The organism is Parahoeflea alexandrii, assembly GCF_024105735.1.
GTDB lineage: Bacteria > Pseudomonadota > Alphaproteobacteria > Rhizobiales > Rhizobiaceae > Hoeflea > Hoeflea alexandrii.
Genome location: NZ_JAAAML010000001.1, coordinates 380,432 through 400,236, shown reverse-complemented (window position 1 = coordinate 400,236; position 19,805 = coordinate 380,432). Strand labels below are relative to the sequence as shown.

27 protein-coding genes are annotated in these 19,805 nt (G+C 61.7%); 9 read left to right on the top strand and 18 right to left on the bottom strand.

What is annotated here, in order from left to right:
* Window positions 1–3 precede the first annotated feature (3 nt).
* The 8 genes from ybgF to ybgC form a co-directional block, all read right to left on the bottom strand.
* Window positions 4–906 (bottom strand): tol-pal system protein YbgF, encoded by a 903-nt coding sequence (ybgF, locus tag GTW23_RS01755; RefSeq protein WP_252914384.1) that lies wholly within the window; start codon window positions 904–906, stop codon window positions 4–6.
* A 166-nt stretch (window positions 907–1,072) separates the two neighbouring features.
* Complete coding sequence (gene pal / locus GTW23_RS01750) at window positions 1,073–1,579, bottom strand: peptidoglycan-associated lipoprotein Pal (protein WP_152007565.1); 507 nt, start codon at window positions 1,577–1,579, stop codon at window positions 1,073–1,075.
* 166 nt (window positions 1,580–1,745) lie between these two features.
* Window positions 1,746–3,020, bottom strand: coding sequence for a Tol-Pal system beta propeller repeat protein TolB (gene tolB / locus GTW23_RS01745; RefSeq protein ID WP_382265824.1), 1,275 nt, complete (start codon window positions 3,018–3,020; stop codon window positions 1,746–1,748).
* 57 nt (window positions 3,021–3,077) lie between these two features.
* Window positions 3,078–4,133, bottom strand: a complete 1,056-nt coding sequence (locus GTW23_RS01740) for a hypothetical protein (protein WP_252914383.1) — start codon at window positions 4,131–4,133, stop codon at window positions 3,078–3,080.
* Window positions 4,134–4,143: 10 nt separating this feature from the next.
* Window positions 4,144–4,596 carry a protein TolR gene (gene tolR, locus GTW23_RS01735; protein ID WP_152007563.1) on the bottom strand — a complete coding sequence of 151 codons (453 nt, stop codon included), beginning with the start codon at window positions 4,594–4,596 and terminating at the stop codon, window positions 4,144–4,146.
* A 9-nt stretch (window positions 4,597–4,605) separates the two neighbouring features.
* Entirely contained in the window at window positions 4,606–5,322 is a 717-nt protein-coding gene (tolQ, locus tag GTW23_RS01730; RefSeq protein WP_152007562.1) for a protein TolQ, read from the bottom strand.
* A gap of 243 nt (window positions 5,323–5,565) precedes the next feature.
* Complete coding sequence (gene map / locus GTW23_RS01725; protein ID WP_252914382.1) at window positions 5,566–6,324, bottom strand: type I methionyl aminopeptidase; 759 nt, start codon at window positions 6,322–6,324, stop codon at window positions 5,566–5,568.
* Window positions 6,324–6,797, bottom strand: coding sequence for a tol-pal system-associated acyl-CoA thioesterase (gene ybgC, locus GTW23_RS01720; RefSeq protein WP_152007560.1), 474 nt, complete (start codon window positions 6,795–6,797; stop codon window positions 6,324–6,326). Before ybgC ends, map begins: the two co-directional genes overlap by 1 nt.
* 125 nt (window positions 6,798–6,922) lie before the next feature.
* On the opposite strand from ybgC, the gene GTW23_RS01715 reads away from it, so the two are divergent.
* The 3 genes from GTW23_RS01715 to GTW23_RS01705 are packed head-to-tail and all read left to right on the top strand — an operon-like array spanning window position 6,923 to window position 9,896.
* On the top strand, window positions 6,923–8,143 hold the full coding sequence (locus GTW23_RS01715; protein ID WP_252914381.1) for an NAD-dependent epimerase/dehydratase family protein: 1,221 nt from the start codon (window positions 6,923–6,925) through the stop codon (window positions 8,141–8,143).
* On the top strand, window positions 8,140–9,012 hold the full coding sequence (locus tag GTW23_RS01710) for a glycosyltransferase (protein ID WP_252914380.1): 873 nt from the start codon (window positions 8,140–8,142) through the stop codon (window positions 9,010–9,012). Before GTW23_RS01715 ends, GTW23_RS01710 begins: the two co-directional genes overlap by 4 nt.
* The gene (locus tag GTW23_RS01705) at window positions 9,009–9,896 is read left to right on the top strand and encodes an NAD-dependent epimerase/dehydratase family protein (RefSeq protein WP_252914379.1); all 888 of its coding nucleotides are present in this window, start codon (window positions 9,009–9,011) and stop codon (window positions 9,894–9,896) included. The genes GTW23_RS01710 and GTW23_RS01705 overlap by 4 nt, the downstream gene beginning before the upstream one ends.
* Before the next feature lie 83 nt (window positions 9,897–9,979).
* Here the strand turns inward: GTW23_RS01705 and GTW23_RS01700 are convergent, their stop codons facing one another.
* Entirely contained in the window at window positions 9,980–10,285 is a 306-nt protein-coding gene (locus GTW23_RS01700; RefSeq protein ID WP_152007556.1) for a YciI family protein, read from the bottom strand.
* A 110-nt stretch (window positions 10,286–10,395) separates the two neighbouring features.
* On the opposite strand from GTW23_RS01700, the gene GTW23_RS01695 reads away from it, so the two are divergent.
* Window positions 10,396–11,004: a TetR/AcrR family transcriptional regulator gene (locus GTW23_RS01695; protein ID WP_152007555.1), complete on the top strand. Its 609-nt coding sequence runs from the start codon at window positions 10,396–10,398 to the stop codon at window positions 11,002–11,004.
* Window positions 11,005–11,094: 90 nt separating this feature from the next.
* Here the strand turns inward: GTW23_RS01695 and GTW23_RS01690 are convergent, their stop codons facing one another.
* From GTW23_RS01690 to ruvC, 8 genes are all read right to left on the bottom strand, one after another.
* Entirely contained in the window at window positions 11,095–11,604 is a 510-nt protein-coding gene (locus GTW23_RS01690) for an NUDIX hydrolase (RefSeq protein WP_252914378.1), read from the bottom strand.
* Window positions 11,601–12,638, bottom strand: coding sequence for a Holliday junction branch migration DNA helicase RuvB (gene ruvB / locus GTW23_RS01685; protein WP_152007553.1), 1,038 nt, complete (start codon window positions 12,636–12,638; stop codon window positions 11,601–11,603). The genes GTW23_RS01690 and ruvB overlap by 4 nt, the downstream gene beginning before the upstream one ends.
* Window positions 12,635–13,033, bottom strand: coding sequence for a type II toxin-antitoxin system VapC family toxin (locus GTW23_RS01680; RefSeq protein WP_152007552.1), 399 nt, complete (start codon window positions 13,031–13,033; stop codon window positions 12,635–12,637). Before GTW23_RS01680 ends, ruvB begins: the two co-directional genes overlap by 4 nt.
* Entirely contained in the window at window positions 13,020–13,286 is a 267-nt protein-coding gene (locus GTW23_RS01675) for an AbrB/MazE/SpoVT family DNA-binding domain-containing protein (protein WP_252914377.1), read from the bottom strand. The genes GTW23_RS01680 and GTW23_RS01675 overlap by 14 nt, the downstream gene beginning before the upstream one ends.
* A 69-nt stretch (window positions 13,287–13,355) precedes the next feature.
* Window positions 13,356–13,973 carry a Holliday junction branch migration protein RuvA gene (ruvA, locus tag GTW23_RS01670; RefSeq protein WP_252914376.1) on the bottom strand — a complete coding sequence of 206 codons (618 nt, stop codon included), beginning with the start codon at window positions 13,971–13,973 and terminating at the stop codon, window positions 13,356–13,358.
* 7 nt (window positions 13,974–13,980) lie between these two features.
* Window positions 13,981–14,391, bottom strand: a complete 411-nt coding sequence (locus tag GTW23_RS01665) for a type II toxin-antitoxin system VapC family toxin (RefSeq protein ID WP_252914375.1) — start codon at window positions 14,389–14,391, stop codon at window positions 13,981–13,983.
* Window positions 14,392–14,394: 3 nt separating this feature from the next.
* Window positions 14,395–14,646 carry an AbrB/MazE/SpoVT family DNA-binding domain-containing protein gene (locus GTW23_RS01660; protein ID WP_252914374.1) on the bottom strand — a complete coding sequence of 84 codons (252 nt, stop codon included), beginning with the start codon at window positions 14,644–14,646 and terminating at the stop codon, window positions 14,395–14,397.
* 71 nt (window positions 14,647–14,717) lie between these two features.
* The gene (ruvC, locus tag GTW23_RS01655; protein WP_152007547.1) at window positions 14,718–15,224 is read right to left on the bottom strand and encodes a crossover junction endodeoxyribonuclease RuvC; all 507 of its coding nucleotides are present in this window, start codon (window positions 15,222–15,224) and stop codon (window positions 14,718–14,720) included.
* Between the two features lie 144 nt (window positions 15,225–15,368).
* Between ruvC and GTW23_RS01650 the strand changes: the two genes are divergently transcribed.
* A complete protein-coding gene (locus GTW23_RS01650) occupies window positions 15,369–16,355 on the top strand; it encodes an LLM class flavin-dependent oxidoreductase (RefSeq protein WP_252914373.1) in 987 nt (328 codons plus the stop codon).
* A gap of 60 nt (window positions 16,356–16,415) precedes the next feature.
* Here the strand turns inward: GTW23_RS01650 and GTW23_RS01645 are convergent, their stop codons facing one another.
* Window positions 16,416–17,162, bottom strand: coding sequence for a YebC/PmpR family DNA-binding transcriptional regulator (locus tag GTW23_RS01645; protein ID WP_152007545.1), 747 nt, complete (start codon window positions 17,160–17,162; stop codon window positions 16,416–16,418).
* An 80-nt stretch (window positions 17,163–17,242) separates the two neighbouring features.
* Between GTW23_RS01645 and GTW23_RS01640 the strand changes: the two genes are divergently transcribed.
* From GTW23_RS01640 to GTW23_RS01625, 4 genes are all read left to right on the top strand, one after another.
* The gene (locus tag GTW23_RS01640) at window positions 17,243–17,719 is read left to right on the top strand and encodes a GFA family protein (RefSeq protein ID WP_252914372.1); all 477 of its coding nucleotides are present in this window, start codon (window positions 17,243–17,245) and stop codon (window positions 17,717–17,719) included.
* A gap of 94 nt (window positions 17,720–17,813) precedes the next feature.
* A complete protein-coding gene (locus GTW23_RS01635) occupies window positions 17,814–18,647 on the top strand; it encodes an MBL fold metallo-hydrolase (protein WP_252914371.1) in 834 nt (277 codons plus the stop codon).
* A complete protein-coding gene (locus GTW23_RS01630) occupies window positions 18,647–19,225 on the top strand; it encodes a tetratricopeptide repeat protein (RefSeq protein ID WP_252914370.1) in 579 nt (192 codons plus the stop codon). Before GTW23_RS01635 ends, GTW23_RS01630 begins: the two co-directional genes overlap by 1 nt.
* Before the next feature lie 107 nt (window positions 19,226–19,332).
* The gene (locus GTW23_RS01625; RefSeq protein WP_152007541.1) at window positions 19,333–19,800 is read left to right on the top strand and encodes a DM13 domain-containing protein; all 468 of its coding nucleotides are present in this window, start codon (window positions 19,333–19,335) and stop codon (window positions 19,798–19,800) included.
* Window positions 19,801–19,805: the final 5 nt, after the last annotated feature.

Sequence of the window (19,805 nt, the reverse complement as noted above, 5' to 3'; positions counted from 1 at the left end):
AATTCAGCAGCTCGCCAGCTGCTGTTCTTCGCTGACCTTGGCGCGAACCGCTGCGGAAGCGCCCGGATAGCGGATCAGCACCTCGCGCAGTGTCGCACAGGCCGTCTCGCGATTGTCGAGCTTGGCCAGCGACATGCCCAGCTTGAGCAGGGCGTCGGGACCCTTGTCGGCGCGGGGAAACTGCTTGTGTGCGTCGAGAAAGGTTTTGGCCGAATCCTGATAATGGCCTTGCGAATACTGCGCCTCGCCCAGCCAGAACATCGCATCCGCGGCCCGGGGATCTTCCGGATTGTTCGCCAGATAGTCCGCGAAAACCTGCTCGGCAAGCGCGTAATCGCCGGCCAGCATATGATTGTAGCCGGCCTGGTACATGTCTTCGGGAGAAGACAGCGAAGCCGTTTCGCTGCCGCCATCCATCGGTTCGATGATGCCGCCGATAAGGTCGCCATTGTCATTGAACCGGATGGTTCCGAGATCCGTCGCAGGCGCACCAAGCCCCTGGGTGTCCGGGGTGGTCGACGCGGTGCTCGACTGCTCGATCCCCGGCTGGGTGACCGCCGGGCCGGCATCTCCACGCTGATTGCCGGTCTTCTCAAGCTCCTGGAAGCGGAACTCGTTGTCCTGCTGCATCTGGCGCATCTGCTCCTGCATCTGCAAGAGCTGGAATCCCAGCTCCTCGATGCGGCCATTCAGTCCGCGGACCTGCTCCTCGAGCTGTCCGATCCGGAACACCGGATCTCCGCTCTGCGCCAGGATCACCGGCGCGCGGAGCGTCTCCGGAGCATCGATGGACGCCGGCGGCACCGGTGCTTGTTGCGAAAAGGCGGAAAGCAGCGGTGCAGCACTCACGGGATATGCAAGTGCGCTGATCGCCGCCGCGGCTAGTAGTCTGGAAATGGATTTCATCGGCCTGACCTCATGACGCGGGACATGTGCCCGGACAACTCGAATACCGCATGGCAGGACCCCAAATCAACGCACAAACCGGCCAAACTATGGTGAAAAGCGCCTGACACAAAAAAGATGGCGGCCCTGAGACCGCCATCCTGCATTCAACGCCCGCTATCTGCGGTCAGCTTCCGGCGCCGCCGAGAACAGTGACTGCACGCCGGTTCTGCGACCAGCAGGAGATGTCATCGCAGACCGCGACCGGACGCTCCTTGCCGAACGAGATCGTGTTGATGCGGTTTGCAGCCACGCCACGGGTCGAGAGATACTGCCGTGTGGCAGCGGCGCGGCGCGCACCGAGCGCGAGGTTGTATTCGCGGGTGCCGCGTTCGTCGGCATGGCCTTCAACGGTGATCTGATAGTTCGGATACTGGTTGAGCCACTGCGCCTGGCGATCAAGCGTCGCCGCGGCATCAGCGCGGATGACCGAAGAGTCGGTGTCGAAGAATATCCGGTCACCGACATTGACGGTGAAGTCCTGCTGCGTGCCCGGGGCTGCGTTCCCCGCAAGACCGAGATCGGCGGCATTGTTGGGCAGATTGTTCTTTTTCGATGCGCAGCCTGTCAGCATGAGCGCAGCAAAAAGCGCGATCATCGCCGGGTTGCGGGCAAGTTCTTGCATGCGGCGCATGGCCGGACTCCTTGGAAGTGTTTGGTTGACCGTTTGTAACCGGTCGCGGTTAATCGGCGTTGAACAAAGACAGTTAATTTTTCAACATTTTCGTTCCTGATTGCAGCGTTTGAACGCACAATGAGGCGCAAAGACGGCGAAATCCTGCCGTTTTCAGGATCTACCCCTACTCCAGCAAGGGCGACCAGGCCGGGTCCGACGCATAGCTCGGCGTGCTGACCAGTTGCTCGTTGTAGCCGGTCAGGTCGATCGAATAGATCTGCGGACCGCCGGCCCCTGCAGGCTGGCGGAAGAACATCAGAACCCGCCCGTTGGGGCTCCATGTCGGCCCCTCATTGTGAAAGCCGGTGGTCAGGATGCGTTCGCCGGACCCGTCGGTCTTCATCACGCCGATCGAGAACTTGCCGCCCGACTGCTTGGTGAAGGCGATCAGGTCACCGCGCGGCGACCAGACCGGCGTTGAATAGGATCCGTCCCCGAATGAGACACGCCGCTGGTTGGACCCGTCGGCACCCATGATGTAAAGCTGCTGGCGTCCGCCGCGGTCGCTCTCAAAAACGATCTGGTTGCCATCGGGCGAGTAGGACGGCGAGGTGTCGATGGCGGCGGTGTTGGTCAGCCGCGTTGTCTGACGCGAGCGCAAGTCCATGGTGTAGATATTGGCATTGCCATCCTGCTGAAGGCTCATGATCACCTTCTGCCCATCCGGCGAGAACCGCGGCGAGAAGGTCATTCCCGGGAAGTTGCCGACCAGTTCGCGCTGACCGGTTTCCAGCTGCAGCAGGTAGACCCGCGGCTGGCCGCCCTCGAACGACATGTAGGTGATTTCCTGCCGGCTTGGCGAGAACCTTGGCGTCAGCACGATGTCATTGGCATTGGTCAGCATGCGCAGATTGGCGCCATCCTGGTCCATGATCGCCAGTTGCTTCTGGCGCGCGGTCTTCGGACCACTTTCCGATACGAACACGACCCGGCTGTCGAAATAGCCCTTCTCGCCGGTCAGCCGCTCATAGATCGAATCGGCGATGATGTGCGCCACGCGCCGCCAGTTCTCCGGCCGCGTGAAGAACTGCTCGCCCGAAAGCTGCTGGTTCGCAAAAGTGTCCCACAGCCGGAACTCGGCCCGCAACCGTCCATCGGCCTCCCGCGCCAGCCGGCCCGTGACAAGCGCCTGCGCATTGATCACCCGCCAGTCCTGGAACCGCGGCGCTGCATCTGGATTGGAAATCTTCTCGATGAAGGCGGCCTTGTCGATCGGCGCAAACAGCCCCGACCGCTTCAGGTCGGCCGAAACAACCGCTGCGATCTGCGCACCCAGCTCGTCGTTCGAAATGAAATCGGTAATGGCGATCGGCAGCGGCTCGACATTGGCGCGGTTGATGTCGATTTCCACCACGGCGCGCGCCGGCCCGGCCGTGAGCAGCAGCAGTGCTGCAACCATGGCCAGGGGAACGCCAAGAATGTGATTGATCATTTTCATAATGCAGCCTTTCAGCGCTTAGAACATCTGGCTGGGATCGAAGTTGACGATCACTTCCGCCCATGAATCATACTTCTCTTTCGGCAACTGGTAGGGCTGCGCCCTGAGAACCGCGCGACGGGCGCTGCCCGACAGCGTACCACGGGTTCCAGCCGAACCGCCGCTGGCCGATACATCCGGTTCACCGATGATGTTGCCGGCCGGATCAAGCCTCATCTTTACCGTCACCCGCACATCGCCGCCATCGGCCATGCCCGGAATGATGTTCCAGTACTTCTGGATCTGTCCGCGCAGCGCATCCATCTCGCTCTGGCTGAGCGTGTTGCCCCGGGTTGTCCGGGTGCCGCCAAGCGAAGCGGTTTCGGTCGACCGCTTCGCGCCGCCACCCGCGGCATCCTGCTTGTTGAGCAGCGCTGCCACCTGATCGGCATTGAAATCGCTCTCCTTCGACGAGGCGGTTTCCTGCGCGGGCTTCGGTGCAGCCTCCCTTGCCGGCTCCGGACGGGTTTGCGGCACGGGTCCGGCACTCGGCAAGGCAGCAAATTGCGGTTCGGCCGGAGCCGCCTCGGTGATTGCTTCAGCCACCGGATCAGGCGTCGTCTCGGCCGGCAGCGCGGCGACATCGACCGGAGCCGGTGTCGGCTCCGCCGGCTTTTCAGCCGCGGGCTCTGGCACTGGGTCGGGTGCCGGCGTCGGCTCGGCCACCGGTTCCGGCGCTTCCGGTGCAGGCTTCGGGGCCGGCTGTTCTGCAGGTTTGGGCGGCGCTTCCGAAACCACTTCCCTGGGGCTGGGCGTGGCCGCCGCGCTGGACGTCAGATCAACCGAATTGTCTCCGGCGTTTTCCGCGTCCGGCACCGGGTTGGGACGTGACGTCGGCATTGGCGCAGCCCTCTCGGCGATGGGCGCGGTTTTCTCACCCTGCTGGATCTGGGTGATCTCCTCGACCGGCACGATGCTGACGGGAAACGATTCCACATCCGCGACCTCAAGCGTCCGCGGCGCGGTGAAGGACGACAGCGCAGCCCCGAGCACCAGCACATGCAAAACCGTAGATGTCGCCAGACTTCCCTTCATCAGCGCGCCGTCAACTGTCCTGTTCCTGCAGCGTCACCAGGCCGAGGTTCTTGAACCCGGCCGCGGAAATACGCGCCATCACCTTCATGACAGTGCCGTAATCCGCATTGGTATCGCCGCGCACATAAATCCGTTCATCATAACCGGTGGTGGCAATCGCCTCGAGCTTGGCCACCACTTCGTCAACGGCGATCTCGGTTTCCTGCAGAAACACCTGACCAGACGAATTGACCGAAACCGTGATCGGCTGGGTTTCGGAATTCAGTGCCCTGGCCTCGGTTTCCGGCAGATCGATCGGCACGCCCACGGTCAGAAGCGGCGCGGCCACCATGAAGATGATCAAGAGCACAAGCATCACGTCGACGAATGGCGTGACGTTGATCTCGCTCAGAAGCTGCTTGCGGCGGCCACGTCTGCCGCGGCGCGAACCGCCGCCCTGGCCGCCTGATACGGACATGCCCATTCCGGCCCCCTATTCTGCGGCCTGACGGGCGTTCATCCGCTCGTCGATCTGCCGCGACAGGATTCCGGAAAACTCGTCGGCAAAACCTTCCATCCGCGCGGACAGCTTGCCCGCATCGGATGAAAACTTGTTGTAGGCGATCACCGCCGGAATCGCCGCAAGCAGGCCGATCGCGGTGGCAAGCAGTGCTTCGGCAATGCCCGGCGCCACCACGGCAAGATTGGTGGATTTCGATCCGGCGATGGCCTGGAACGAGGTCATGATGCCGACCACGGTGCCGAACAGCCCGATGAATGGCGCGGCCGATCCGATCGACGCCAGCGAGCCGAGCCGGGATTCCAGAGCTTCCGCCTCACGCGCCAGCGCCACATCCATTGCCTTGTCGATCCGCATCTGCAGACCGATTGGCGACTTGGCGCCGCGCTCGAAGGACTTTTTCCACTCGCGCATGGCCGAGACGAAGATCGCACTCATGCCCGACGATTTCCGGTCCGACAGGGTCCGGTACAATTCCTCAAGCGACTGCCCCGACCAGAACACCTGCTCGAACTGGTCGAGCTGGCGCCGGAACTTGCCGAACGAGATCCATTTGTCCGCGACAATGGCCCAGGTCCATATCGATGCACCGATCAGTCCAAGCATCACCAGCTTGACCACAAAACCAGCCTGCATGAAGAGCGACCAGAGCGTTACGTCGCTGGTTGCTGCAAGTCCAACCTGTTCCATTCAATTAACCCTCGAATCCAAACGCCCGGCTTCATTACCGGGCGGCCAAGACGTCACTTTTACCGGGAGACCAGAAGTGAGCGATTGCCGCCTAACCACTTTCATTGTCTTCTCGCGGTCAAATTTGGTCAAAGGATGGCGCACGCGATCCGCGCAATCCTAATGATTTCTCTAATAAATTATTATGGTTAAGGCTTGGTTAGGATTCGGATCCGGTTGCGAGGCAGCCTCCGGCGCCTTCCATCAGTCCGGAAGCGTGAGGATGATCGGGCCGTTGCGGCTTGCGACAACGGTGTGTTCGAACTGAACCGTCAGCGCGCGTGGGAGGGAGTAGAGCGTCCAGGCGTCATTTTCATTGTCGCCGTCTTCGGCCAGCGTTGCTCCGAAGGACAGGAACGGTTCTATCGTGAACACCTGTCCATCCTGCATCAGGCGCTTCTCGCGACGGTCCGGCCAGGTGGCAATCTCCTCTGGCTCATCATGCAAGGACAGGCCAACACCGTGGCTGGCCAGATTGCGAATGAGCGTATAGCCGTTCTTCTTGGCAAACCGGCCGATGGATTCACCGATTGCCGCATAGCGCGCGCCACTCTTCACCTGGGTGAGACCTGCCGAGAGCGCCCTCTTGCCGTCCCGCAGCAAACGCTGGGTCTTGTTGGCCACCGGTTCGATGCCGAAGGATGCGCCGGTATCGCCGAAATAGCCGTCCTTGAGCGCCGAGACATCGATATTGATCAGATCGCCGGCGGCAATGACACGATCACTGGGAACGCCGTGAGCGACCTCTTCATTGATCGAGATGCAGGTCGCACCGGGAAAATCATAGCAGAATTCCGGCGCTGACTGCGCCCCGTGAGACTCGAGGTGCCGCCTGCCGATCCCGTCGAGTTCACGTGTCGTCATGCCCGGCTCCATTGCCTTTGCCATGACCTGTATCGTATTGGCGCAAATCTTCCCGATCTCGCGAAGCTTTCCGAGTTCATCGTCCAAGGAAACAATCACTATGCCTGCTCCTCGGCTGGCTTGTCCTCCGGACCGGAGCCGGCCAACCGCTGCATCAGCGTTTCCGGCAGCCGTCGCGCCCGGCCGAAACCGTTGATCACCGCCACAGTCACCTCTGCAGACGCCAGCACTTCATCCTCACGCCTGATCACCTGGCTGAGCAGCATCCGTGCCCCCCGCACTTCTGCCGGCGTCGTCTCGATGGTCAGCACATCGTCCATCCGCGCCGGAGTCCTGAAATCGATCTCCATCCGCCGGACCACGAAGGCAACCACATCCGCGGGATCGCTCTGCGCATGCAATTGCCCCTGCGAAACCCCGAGAAGCCGGATGAAGTCCGTGCGGCCGCGCTCGAAGAAATGCAGATAGCGGGCATGATAGACGAAACCGGAAAAATCCGTGTCCTCGTAATAGACACGCTGCGTCAGCCGGTGGCTGCCGTCCTGCATCTGTCCCGATAGCGATATGTCCATGTTTCCGGCCTGCCCGATCCTCTGCGCACTTGTCCACAACCCGAAGATGGGTTTGAGACAATCGTGTTTCTGTCATAAAACCGATCTATCAGGATGAAAACCATGCAGGCACAGGAGAATCATCGATGAAGATTGCAATCATGGGCGGCGACGGGTTCGTCGGCTGGCCGACATCACTGCATCTTTCCAATGCCGGGCATGAGATCCACATCATCGACAACCTGTCGCGGCGCTGGATCGACACCGAACTCGGAGTACAGTCGCTCACCCCGATGGATTCGATCCAGGAGCGCACCCGCATCTGGCACGCCGAGACCGGCCGCAAGATCCATTTTCACCTGATCGACATGGCACGCGACTATGACGTGCTGAAAAACTGGCTCGCCAAAGAGCGCCCCGACGCGATCGTGCATTTCGCCGAACAGCGCGCCGCGCCCTATTCGATGAAGACCGACCGGCACAAGAACTACACCGTCAACAACAACGTCAACGCCACCCACAATCTGCTCAATGCGATGGTGGAGCTCGATCTCGATGCGCATCTGGTACATCTGGGTACCATGGGCGTCTACGGTTACTCGACAGTTGGCGCGGCGATCCCCGAAGGTTATCTGCCGGTCGGCATCGACACGATGGCCGGCGAGACGGTGAAGCAGGATATCCTCTACCCGTCCAATCCCGGCTCGATCTACCACATGACCAAATGCCTTGATCAGCTGATCTTCCAGTTCTACGCCAAGAACGACAATCTGCGCATCACCGACCTGCATCAGGGCATCGTCTGGGGCACCCACACCGACCAGACCAGGCGTCACGATCAACTGGTCAACCGCTTTGACTATGACGGCGACTACGGCACGGTGCTCAACCGCTTTCTTATTCAGGCCGCCATCGGCTATCCGCTCACCGTGCACGGCACCGGCGGCCAGACACGCGCCTTCATCCATATCCAGGATTCCGTGCGCTGCATCGAGATCGCGCTTGAGAACCCACCGGCACGCGGCGCCAAGGTCGAGATCTTCAACCAGATGACCGAGACCCACCGGGTCCGCGATCTCGCCAAGATGATCTCCGGAATGACCGGTGCCGACATTGCCTGGCTGCCGAACCCGCGCAAGGAAGCTGCCGAAAACGACCTCGTTGTCCGCAACGAGAAGTTTCTCGGCCTCGGACTTGAGCCGACGACACTGAAGGAAGGCTTGCTGGAAGAAGTCGTCGACGTCGCGAAGAAATTCGCCTACCGCGTCGACCGTTCGCGTGTACCGGCGGTGTCGGCCTGGACCCGGGATATAGCCAATACGATCAACCGCGACCCGGAAGGCAAGGCGCTCAAATCCGTTTCATGAGCACCGCCGCCCCCCTGCCCGAGGGCCTGATCGCTGACAGGCCGGCCGCAAGCGACCGGGCCTATGTCACGCTCGTCACCAACCGGGACTACGCCATGGGCGCGCTGGCGCTGGCCCGGTCGATCCGGCACACCGGTGCGGATGCGGATATCGTTGTTCTGCACACCGGCGGAGTCGAGCAATCATCGCTGGCGCCGCTGTCGGATCTCGGCTGCCGCCTGGTCCGCACCGAGCTGCTCGACACCTCGGACGATTTCAACGCGCGCCATGCCCGCGGCAGGCTGCACGCCGATGCGCCCTTCACCAAGGGGCGCAAGCCGGCGTTTCATTCGCCGCTCGACAATTTCTGCAAGCTCAGGCTCTGGCAGCTGATCGATTACCAGTCGTGCGTCTTCATCGATGCCGATGCACTGGTGCTGCGCAACATCGACAAGCTGTTCGACTATCCCGAATTCTCCGCTGCCCCCAATGTCTACGAGACCTTGCGGGATTTCCACCGGATGAATTCCGGCGTCTTCGTTGCCAAGCCGTCGCTCGAGACCTTCGCCGCCATGCTTGAGATGCTGGACCAACCGGACGTGTTCTGGCGGCGCACCGACCAGACGTTCCTTCAGACTTTCTTCCCCGACTGGCATGGCCTGCCGGTGACCATGAACATGCTGCAATATGTCTGGTTCAATCTGCCGGACTTATGGGACTGGAAACAGATCAGCGTGCTGCACTACCAGTATGAAAAACCCTGGGAGGCCGACCATCCCAAGGCGGACAGGCTGCGGCCACTGATCGATTTCTGGCATGCGTTTCACGAGGGCAAGGCGATCCCGGACATTGCCTCGCTCGCCAATCCCTCCGGATCGGACGACGGATGAAGGCCCTGGTCACCGGCGGCACCGGCCTGGTCGGGCGGTATATCGTCGAGACGCTGCTTGATGCTGGTTACGATGTGACGGTTGCGGGCAGGACGCCGCCTGCCAATGACCTGTTCCCCAAGGCCGTCGCCTTCCGCCCCGCCACGCTCGATCCGGAAGCCTTCGACCAACATCTCTGTGCCGGGATCGATGCCGTTGTCCATGCCGCCTTCGACCACCTGCCCGGACGCTATCGCGGCGGAGAGGGCGATGATCCGGACCGCTTCCGCCGGCTCAATCTCGATGGCAGCATCCGGCTGTTCGAAGCCGCGAAGAACACCGGTGTACAGCGCGTGGTGTTCCTCTCAAGCCGCGCGGTCTATGACGGTGTGGCGCCGGGCACGCCACTGACGGAAGACCTGAACTTGAAGCCCGCTTCGCTCTACGGAGACATCAAGCTTCTGGGGGAACAGGCGCTCGCGGCCCTGAATGCGCCGGACTTCACCACCTCGAGCCTGCGCCTCACCGGCGTCTATGGTGATCTCAGACCGAACAAGTGGGACGACCTGTTTGCTGACTACCTGGCCGGACGCCCGGTCGAGGTTCGCGCCGGAACCGAAGTGCACGGCCGTGACGCCGGGCAAGCCGTGAGGCTGATGCTGGAGACGGATGCAGACAAGGTCGGCGGACAGAGCTTCAATGTCTCGGACATCGTCACCGACACGCACAAGATCCTCGCCTGTGTGAAAGCGGAAAACGGATGCGATGTGCCGCTACCCGCCCCCGCGGCCCGCGAGGACGTTGCAGCGATGACGACGGACAAGATCCGCGCTCTCGGCTGGCAACCGGGCGGACAGCCACTGCTCGCCGCGAGCATTGCCGAACTGGCTGCCCGATTCCGTTAGAACTTGGCCGTCCACAGGATCCAGGCACCCCAGGCGGCGACGGGCAGCGTGACCGGGAATTCCAAAAACCATGTCGCCACTGCTCAGAACTTCAACTGTTCGGCGACTTCGATGGTTCCGCCAAGCGAGAAGATCGGATTGCGGCCTGCGATTTCCAGCGCCGCCTCGATATCGGCGGCTTCGACCACGGTGTAGCCGGACAGAGGATTTCCCGCGGTTTCCTCCTGTCCCGGGCCCGTCAGAAAACGGGACTTGCCGAGGCCCGCGCCCGGGTCAACAAGCGCGTCCCCCAACTCGCCCATCCAGGTATTCCAGGCCTCCATCATTTTCGCTCCCTCTTCGGGTGATTTCGGCATGCCGCCGCGAAACGCAAGCAAGTACTGGCTCATATCGTGATTACTCCCTGTTGCTTTACAGCCAGGATGGCGGGCTCCAGAATATGTTCAAGAACATATTTTGATTCCGTGCTTTTTGTGCCGGGAACACAGGAGACTGCGCGATGCCCTACCCCAGTGACCACAAGCAGAAGACGCGCCAGCGGATTGTCGAAGCCGCAAGGGTGATGTTTAACCGGCGTGGTTACGACCAGGTCAGCATTGATGAGATCATGGCCGAGGCCCAGCTTACCCGCGGCGGCTTCTACGCTCATTTCCGCAGCAAGGAGGAGCTCTTCGCGGAAGCAACCATCAGCTTCCTGGGCGGACGCGGCGCTGAGTGGCGCCGGGAAGCCGGGATCAATCCCGCCGTGCGCGAAGCGCTCAATGCGCGCCGTATGGTGGATGCCTATCTTTCGCGCGAGCATCTGGAGGACAATGACGGCCAATGCCCGTTGATCGCCTACGCCACCGATGTCGCCCGTGCCGGGCCGCAGGTTCGTCAAAGCTATCAACGACTGGCGGAGGCCATGACTGGCCTCTTCGAGATGAATCTCGACGGCGAAGAGGATGAGCGCAGGCGCCGGGCATTGTCGATGACGGCCCTGTGCGTGGGAGGCATGATTCTCTCACGCGCCCTCAAGGACACCCACATCGGCGAGGACATCCGGGCAGCGGCGCATCAAGCGGCGACGGATATCTGGCACGACGGCGCCGCCGTTGCAGCGGAATGAAACCAGTGCGGAGGCACTGCAGCATTGCCGGCAGGTTCTGGTCCGAAGCTCGCACGCATCATGTCGCCAAGCATGCTCAATGCCACGGGTTCAGAGCACGCCGTCGTCCCAGACGACATGCTCCGTGGTGTCCGGCAGGACCTCGATCCGGTCCGCCAGGAACACCGGCGGCAATGGCAGCGCCGCGAGGCTATCGCGAGTCGCCGGCACCCATTTGAATTCGAGCCGGTTCTTGCCGTCGACAATCTCGTGGATGATCCTTCCATCCGTCGAAAACGGGAAGTCATGCGGCAGGTCCATCAGGTAGTACCAGCCGATCTCGTGCCAGGCACGGCCTTCGAAATCGAAGAAATTCTCCACCAGGAAAACCAGCCGTCCGACGCTGACCTCGATGCCGAGCTCTTCGCGCATCTCGCGTACGAGCGTCGCCCGGCTGTCTTCGCCAAGTTCCGCGGTTCCGCCGGGAATGGTCCAGAACGGCTCGTGCACGGCACGGTGGATCAACAGCTGGCCGTCGCGCAGCGCCAGTCCGGCGACGCGGGCATTGAAGCGCCGGCCCTCGTCGTTAAACCGGATCGTACGGCGTGTTGGCTGTGTCATTCGTCTTCGAACAGGCTGGCCTGGGTGGCGGCAAGGTCCTTTGGCGGATTGAGCCCCATATGCCCCCATGCCCGCGCGGTCAGCACCCGGCCACGCGGCGTGCGCTGCAGGAATCCCTGCTGGATCAGATAGGGCTCGATGATGTCCTCGATGGCATCGCGTGGCTCAGACAATCCGGCGGCAATCGTCTCGATTCCCACCGGCCCGCCACCGAAATTGCGCACGATCATGTCGAGATAACGCCGGTCGAGCTGGTCGAGCCCGATGCTGTCGACCGACAGCCGGGTCAGCGCCTCGTCGGCGATCTGACGGGTCACGGCTTCCGCCTTGGCCACTTCCGCGAAATCGCGCACCCGCCTGAGCAGACGCCCGGCGATACGCGGCGTGCCGCGTGCCCGGCGGGCAATTTCCAGCGCACCGTCATCGGTCATGCCGAGCCCCATGATCCGCGCCCCGCGCCGGACGATAAGCTCGAGCTCCTCGACCGTGTAGAACTGCAGCCGCACCGGAATGCCGAACCGGTCCCTGAGCGGCGTGGTCAGCAGCCCGAGCCGCGTCGTGGCGGCGACCAGCGTGAACCGCGACAGGTCGATCTTGACCGAGCGCGCCGCTGGCCCCTCGCCGATGATCAGGTCGAGCTGAAAATCCTCCATCGCCGGATAGAGGATTTCCTCGACCGCCGGATTGAGCCGGTGGATCTCGTCGATGAACAAGACGTCACGGTCTTCGAGGTTGGTCAGCAGCGCCGCGAGATCCCCGGCCTTGGCGATCACCGGACCCGACGTCGAGCGGAAATTGACACCCAGCTCCTTGGCCATGATCTGCGCCAGCGTGGTCTTGCCAAGTCCGGGAGGCCCGACAAACAGCACGTGGTCCAGCGCCTCGGCCCTTCCCTTGGCCGCTTCGATGAACACTTTCAGGTTGGCGCGCGCCTCGGCCTGGCCGGTGAATTCATCCAGAGTTTGCGGCCGCAGGGTCGTATCGACATCCTCGCCGCGCTTGTCCGGGGAGATCAGGCGATCGGGCTCGCTCATGCCAGAAGCTCCATACCAGGGACAGATTGGGCGGCCTTGCGGTCGAACGTCATCGTCGTTTCACATCCATTCGCGCTGTTGAGTCCGGCAATGATGACATCAGAGAAGTCCGGATGCGGCGATTTCAGCCACTCGCTCCAGCCGTCCATCTGCATAGTCTCCGGCACCTTGATTTCCACTGTGTCGAGCAGCCCAGCCACTTGCTTTCGGGCCGTCGCCCGGTCGGTCTTGTAGATTCGCTCGAGCACCCAGATGGTTTCGGCAACCACAATCGGATTGACAAACAGCGGCCTGTCGGGACCGCTGGCCTTCACCAGCCGGACCGCAGCGTCGAACTGTTCGGGATCATCCCGCGTCAAGAGCCGGACGATGACATTGGTGTCAATCCCGATCATGCGACCGCTCGTATCGGTCGGAGACAGACTCGCCGATTGCCTCGTTCATGGCTTCGACGGACACCGGTTCGCGGTCTGGTTCAAAAAGGACACCTGCGAAATCGAGGGCGCTCCGGTTCTTCGGCACCAGCACCACCTTACCGTCGACGAATTCATAGCCGATGCGATCGCCCGCCCCAACTTTCAGATATTCACGAACCTCGATCGGGATCGTTGTCTGGCCTTTGGTGGTAATCTTTGACTCCACCCCCATGTCCTTGCACTCCCATTGAATCCTTACATTTTAAAATAGTAAGGCCCTCCCCAAAAAGCAAGGAATTCGCTACCGTGCCAGTTCCTTCAACCCCAGCCTGATCAGCTTGGCTGAATCCGGATCGTCGCCGGCCACCTTCATGGCTGCAGCCACGGCATTGGCGGCCTGGTCGCGCGAATAACCGAGATTGGACAACGCCGAGACGGCATCGGCCACCGGCGCGGAGGCAACGCCCTCACCCAGTTCCTGCTTCAGCCCCATGGCTCCGCCGGCATCGCCGCCAAGCGCCGGCGCCTTGTTCTTCAGTTCGGCAACGATCCGCTGCGCCACCTTCGGCCCGATGCCCGGCGCCCGCGCCACCGTCGCCTTGTCCTGCAGCGCGATCGCATTGGCGAGTTCGGATGCCGTCAGCGTCGACAACACAGCCAGCGCCACCTTGGCGCCGACGCCCTGGACGCTCTGCAGCAGCCGGAACCATTCCCGCTCCAGCGCGCTCTCGAAGCCGAACAGCCTCAGCTGGTCCTCGCGTACATAGGTCTCGATGAACAGCACCGCCGCCTCGCCAACCGAGCCCAGCCGCGACAGCGTTCGCGATGAGCAGAACGCGACGTAGCAGACGCCGTGCACGTCAATCAGCACGTGATCCTCGCCGATTTCCTCGATGCTGCCTTTGAGCTTGCCAATCATTGAACTCTCACGAATGGGTGTCTGGCGCGATCACGTCGACACCGGGAAAATAGGTTCTGTAACCACGAGGATCACGCGTCAGCACCGAATAGCCGCGCACGGCGGCATGGGCGCCAATAAGAAAGTCTGGAAGCACTTTCTCCCTCTCTCCGCCCCGCAGCCGGTAGAGCCGGAAGGCTTGGCCAGCAGCATAAGCCGCCTCCCAAGGCAGGTTTTCCCGCTGGAACTCTTCGAAATCCAGTGCATCCATAGCCGCATCGTAGGTCTCGTAGCGGACACTGAACTCGGAAAAAACGATCGGGTTGATCACCAGTCCCCGTTCAAAGGCTTGCATCAATGCCGTCCGCGACCATTGTGCCCAGTCCGGATCGCTGACCGCCACATCCACCAGTACATTGGTGTCGACCAGCACCCGCATGTCTCACCGGTCCCGTGTTATCTGCATCAATTGATCGGCGTTGATCGCTTGATCCCCGGTTCCTTCGAGTTTGCGCAATGCCTGCATGAAACGCTCCAACCTCGCCCGGTTGGCCTTTTCCGCCTGCCGGTCGGCTGCCGCGATGATCAGCCTTCCTCCGTCAAAATCCACCGTCACCTCGGAATTCGGAGCAATCCCGGCCCGTTCCCTTAGGTGTTTGGGGATTGTGATCTGGCCTTTTTCCGACACACGCATGAGATTCACTCGGTTAGAATTTATCAGAAATTGTCAGAATTGAGTGAACAAGTCAAGAACATGGCGTTGACTCACTCAGCTGCCATCCGCCACTCCGGCGATGTGCGGTGATGGGCATGACAGATCGCGATCGCCAGAGCATCGGCGGCATGATCGCTGTCGAAGGTGGCTTTCGGGATCAGCATCTTGACCATCATCAGGATCTGCTTCTTGTCGCCATGCCCGACACCGATCACCGCCTTCTTGACCGCGTTCGGCGCATACTCTGCAACCCTCAGCCCGGCGCGCGCCGGTGCCAGCATGGCAATGCCGCGCGCCTGCCCGAGCTTCAGCGTCGCGGTGGCATCCTTGTTGACGAACGTGTTCTCGACCGCTGCCTCGAACGGCTGGAACTGGTGCAGCACCGTCTCCAGCCCGTCGTAGAGTTGGTTCAGCCGCGAGGCGAGATCGAGCTTGTTGTCGGACTTGACCGTCCCCGAGGCGACAAAGCGCAGCGAATTGCCCAGACTGTCGATCACGCCCCAGCCGGTGTTTCTCAGCCCGGGATCAATCCCGATTATCCGAATCGCTTCTTTCATGGAAAAACCCTAGCTGCATGCGTCAGACCATTCCATCGAAATGTGAACAAACCAAAAACAAACATCCTCTGGCGAAATCGCTTTGGCAATGCCGGCACGACTTCCTACATTGGGCCGACAGTGCACCGGAACCGAAAGACATTCATGACCGCCTTTTCCATTCTCGATCTCTGCCCCATCGTCGAGGGCGGCACCGCAAGAGACGCACTCGCCAGCACACGGCGGATGGCCAAGCAGGCGGAGGATGCCGGCTATACCCGTTTCTGGCTGGCCGAACATCATGGCATGAAGGGCATCGCCAGCGCCGCCACGTCTTTGGTCATAGCCGAGGCCGGCAATGCCACAACCACCATCCGCATCGGTTCGGGTGGCATCATGCTGCCCAATCACGCGCCGCTGGTCATCGCCGAGCAGTTCGGCACGCTCGAGGCGCTGTTCCCGGGCCGTGTCGACCTCGGCCTTGGCCGTGCGCCGGGTACCGACATGAACACCGCCCGCGCGCTGCGCCGCAACCTGGAAGCAGGAGCCAACAGCTTCCCCGACGATATCATCGAGTTGCAATACTATCTGGGCGAACCCGATGAACGCATGCTTCTCGCCGTACCCGGCGCCGGTTCGCACGTGCCGCTCTGGATTCTCGGATCCAGCATCTACAGCGCCCATCTCGCTGCCGCGCTGGGGCTGCCCTATGCCTTTGCCTCACATTTCGCACCCGACATGCTGATGGAAGCGCTCGACATCTACAGGAGCAAGTTCACCCCGTCGGCGCAACTCGACGCGCCTTACGTCATGGCTGCAACCATGGGCGTGATGGCGGATACCGATGCGGAGGCCAACCACCTGTTCACGACGCTGCAGCAGACTTTCGTCAACATGCGCCGCAATGCCCGTGGCAAGATGCCGAGGCCAATCGACACGATGGACGGCTTCTGGAGCGAGATGGAACAGATCGCCGTCGAACACACCTTGCGCTACGCCGTGGTCGGCGGCCCGGAAACCGCGTCGCGCAAGATGCAGGATTTCATCGCCGCCACCAAGGCCGACGAGATCATGATCTCCATGCCGATCCATTCCATTGAGGCCCGATTGAAATCCGTCGAGCTTTTCGGCGCCATGCGGTCCGCCCTTTGACCCATGAAAAAACCGCCGGTCGCAAAACCGGCGGTTCAAGATTGGCAGCGACAGGTCCGGTCAGGCGGACAGTTTCGCCATGACCTCGTCGGAAACCTCGAAATTGGCATAGACGTTCTGCACGTCGTCGTCATCATCCAGCGTCGCGATCAGCTTGAGCACGGAGAGCGCCTTGTCTTCATCGACAGGAGCCGACGTCTGCGGCTTCCACACCGCCTTGACCGATTGCGCTTCGCCAAGCGCCTCCTCGAGCGCAGTCGACACCTCGCCGATATCCTCGAACGCGCAGAGAATGACGTGCTCCTCTTCTCCGCTGGTCACATCCTCTGCGCCGGCCATGATCGCGGCTTCCATGATCGCGTCGGCATCGCCCGCGTCCACCGGATAGATGATTTCGCCCACGCGCGAGAACATGAAACCGACCGATCCGGTCTCGCCAAGCGCGCCGCCGGACTTGGTGAACGCCGCGCGCACGCTCGATGCGGTGCGGTTGCGGTTGTCAGTCAGCGCCTCGACGATAACGGCCACGCCGCCGGGGCCGTAGCCCTCGTAGCGCACTTCCTCGTAGTTCTCGCTGTCGCCCCCGGTAGCCTTGTTGATGGCGCGCTGGATGTTGTCCTTGGGCATCGACTGTGACTTGGCATTCTGGATTGCCAGTCTCAACCGCGGGTTCATCGCCGGATCCGGCGAGCCCATCTTCGCAGCGACAGTGATTTCGCGCGCGAGCTTGGAGAACATCTTGGAACGGACGGCATCCTGCCGTCCCTTGCGGTGCATGATGTTTTTAAATTGTGAATGGCCGGCCATAACGCCTCTGTTCTTTGCTCTGGAATCTGGTTTGGCGCGTTATAAGGTCCTTACCCCGTTTCGTCCAGAAGGTTCAGACCATGCAGAAAACCGCCATACCACCCCTGCCTCTGACCGGTGGATGCCAGTGCGGCCGCATCCGCTACCGGATGCTCGCAGCTCCTCTGGTGTTCTATCTCTGCCATTGCACCGAGTGCCAGCGGCACACTTCCTCGGCCTTCGGCGAAAGCCTCCGGTTCAAGCGTGAAGACATGGAGGTCGATCCCGGGCTGGTCAGCGTCAGCCGCATGAGTGAATCCGGCAAGGAGCGCCAGGGATGGTTTTGCCCCGACTGCGGTGTGCGGATCTGGCACGGCACCAATGGCTCGCCGGAGATCAACATCAAGGCCGGCACGCTCGACGATACATCCTGGCTGGTTCCGGCCGGGCATATCTGGTGCCGGTCTCGCCAACCGTTCATGAGGATAGCCGAAGATGAACTCAGTTACGACGCCCAGCCAACCGACGGCTATGAAGCGCTGAAGCTGCGCTGGAGCGAGATGACAGGCGCGCTTTGACCATGCTTGGGGTATGGCGCATCGAATTGCCCCTTTACCTTGGTTGGCCGCGCTCTAAACTCCTAGTGTGAGACTGTTTCACGGAGCCGCCGTCATGCACCGTTTCAAGGCCTTCATTCTCGTCGCCGCAGCGTTCCTTCTTGCCTCACCGGCGAGCGCGCAGGAAAGCCAACGCCCCTTCAGCCAGTGCCTGGCAGTGGCGCAAAGCCTGCCCGGCGTGACTTACGCCAACCTCACCCCCGAGGATCTCGACCTGAAGCCAGACCCGGCCGCGGCCGGAACGGGCGAGGTAGAGATCAGCTTCGCCGGCCACTCGACCTATGTCATCACCACACCCGGCGGCATCACCATCGCGACGGACTACAACGGATGGGCGGGCAACGTCGCTGTCCCGGACGTCGTCACCATGAACAAGGCGCATTCCTCGCATTTCACCCTGTCGCCGGACGAGCGGATCGGGCATGTGCTGCGCGGCTGGAATTTCGACGGCACACCGGCCGATCACGACGTGGTGGTTGATGATGTCTATATCCGCAACGTCACCACGGACATCCGCAATTTCGGCGCCATGGAGCCCGATGGCAATTCCATCTTCATCTTCGAGGTCGCGGATCTGTGCATTGGGCATCTCGGCCACCTGCATCACCCGCTGGAAGACCGGCACTTCGCCCAGATCGGCCGGCTCGACATCGTCATGGTCCCGGTGGATGGCGGCCTGACATTGAGCCACACGGCAATGACCGGAATTGCCCAGCGTCTGCAATCCTCGATCCTTCTGCCGATGCACCGCCGCGGCGCGCCCCTGTCGAGCTTCATCGAGATGATGGGCGACAAGTTCGCAACCGACTTCGTCAATGACACGGGCTTTACCATTTCGGCCCGCACATTGCCGCGCCAGCCGACAATTCTTGTTCTCAGGGGCGTTTGATGCTCGACCGCCGGCGTTTTCTGATCACGGCCACAGGTTTCCTTTCGATCGCAGCGACCCCCTCCTTGCGGGCCGAGACCTCCAGTGAACGCGCCAGGCTGTTTGCGGCGTTGAAAGCTGCAGAAACCGAGCGCGAGGGACGTCTCGCAGAGAGCGCGATATGGCAATGGTGGTTCGACCAGGCGCCCACGATCGACGTCCACGAGGCAATAGACTTTGGCATGAAACGACGCAGCAGCTACGACTACGAGGCGGCCGAAGAGGCCTTCGACAAGGCCATCGACCTCGCGCCCCAGTATGCCGAGGGCTGGAACCAGCGCGCTTTTGTCCGGTTTCTGCGTGACAATCCGGACGGCGCCCTGTCGGATCTGGAAAAGGCGGTCGCGCTTGAACCAGATCATTTTGGCGCCTGGTCGGGAATGTACCATGTCCTGATGCGCATGGGCCGCACCGAGGTCGCCGTCTCCGCTCTGACGCGCGCGGTGACAATCCATCCATGGATCCAGGAACGCGGACTTCTGCCTCCGGATCCGGATGCCAAGAGGCCTGTTGTGAAGGGCAAGCAACAGGAGCTGTGAAGCGATCCTCGAGCCTGCCCGCAAACCGCGGGTGGCTTTGGCTGATTGACATGCCCGGAAGCGAACCGCTATCGCTTTGACAGCAAACCTGCCGGGAGGGAAATACCATGCGTTGGATCGTTCTGGCCGCAACCCACGGCTTCATGCTGGCGGCAGGTTTTGCGCTCGGGATCTATCTCCTGCCGATCATCACAGCCCCGCCTTCGCCGGACCAGGCCATGCTCGAAGAGAGTGCGGCCTCCGCGCTTTATACCGCGGAATTCAGCCGCGATCTCAGGGGAAGCGATTTTCTGCACTGGGGCGAAGGCACGGTCAGCGTTTCACCCGAGCGGATCACCCACCGCGGAAGCCTGGCGCCCGGCCCGGACTACAAGCTTTACCTTGTGCCTGAGTTCGTCGAGGATGAAGCCCAGTTCGAGGCCATCAGGAACGAAGCGGTCCGCATCGGCGACATCAAGACCTTCGACGGGTTCCTGGTCGATATCCCGCCGACGGTCGACATCGAATCCTACACCACCGTCCTGGTCTGGTGTGAAACCTTCGGCGAGTTCATCAGCGCTGCCAGGTACCGCTGAGCGCA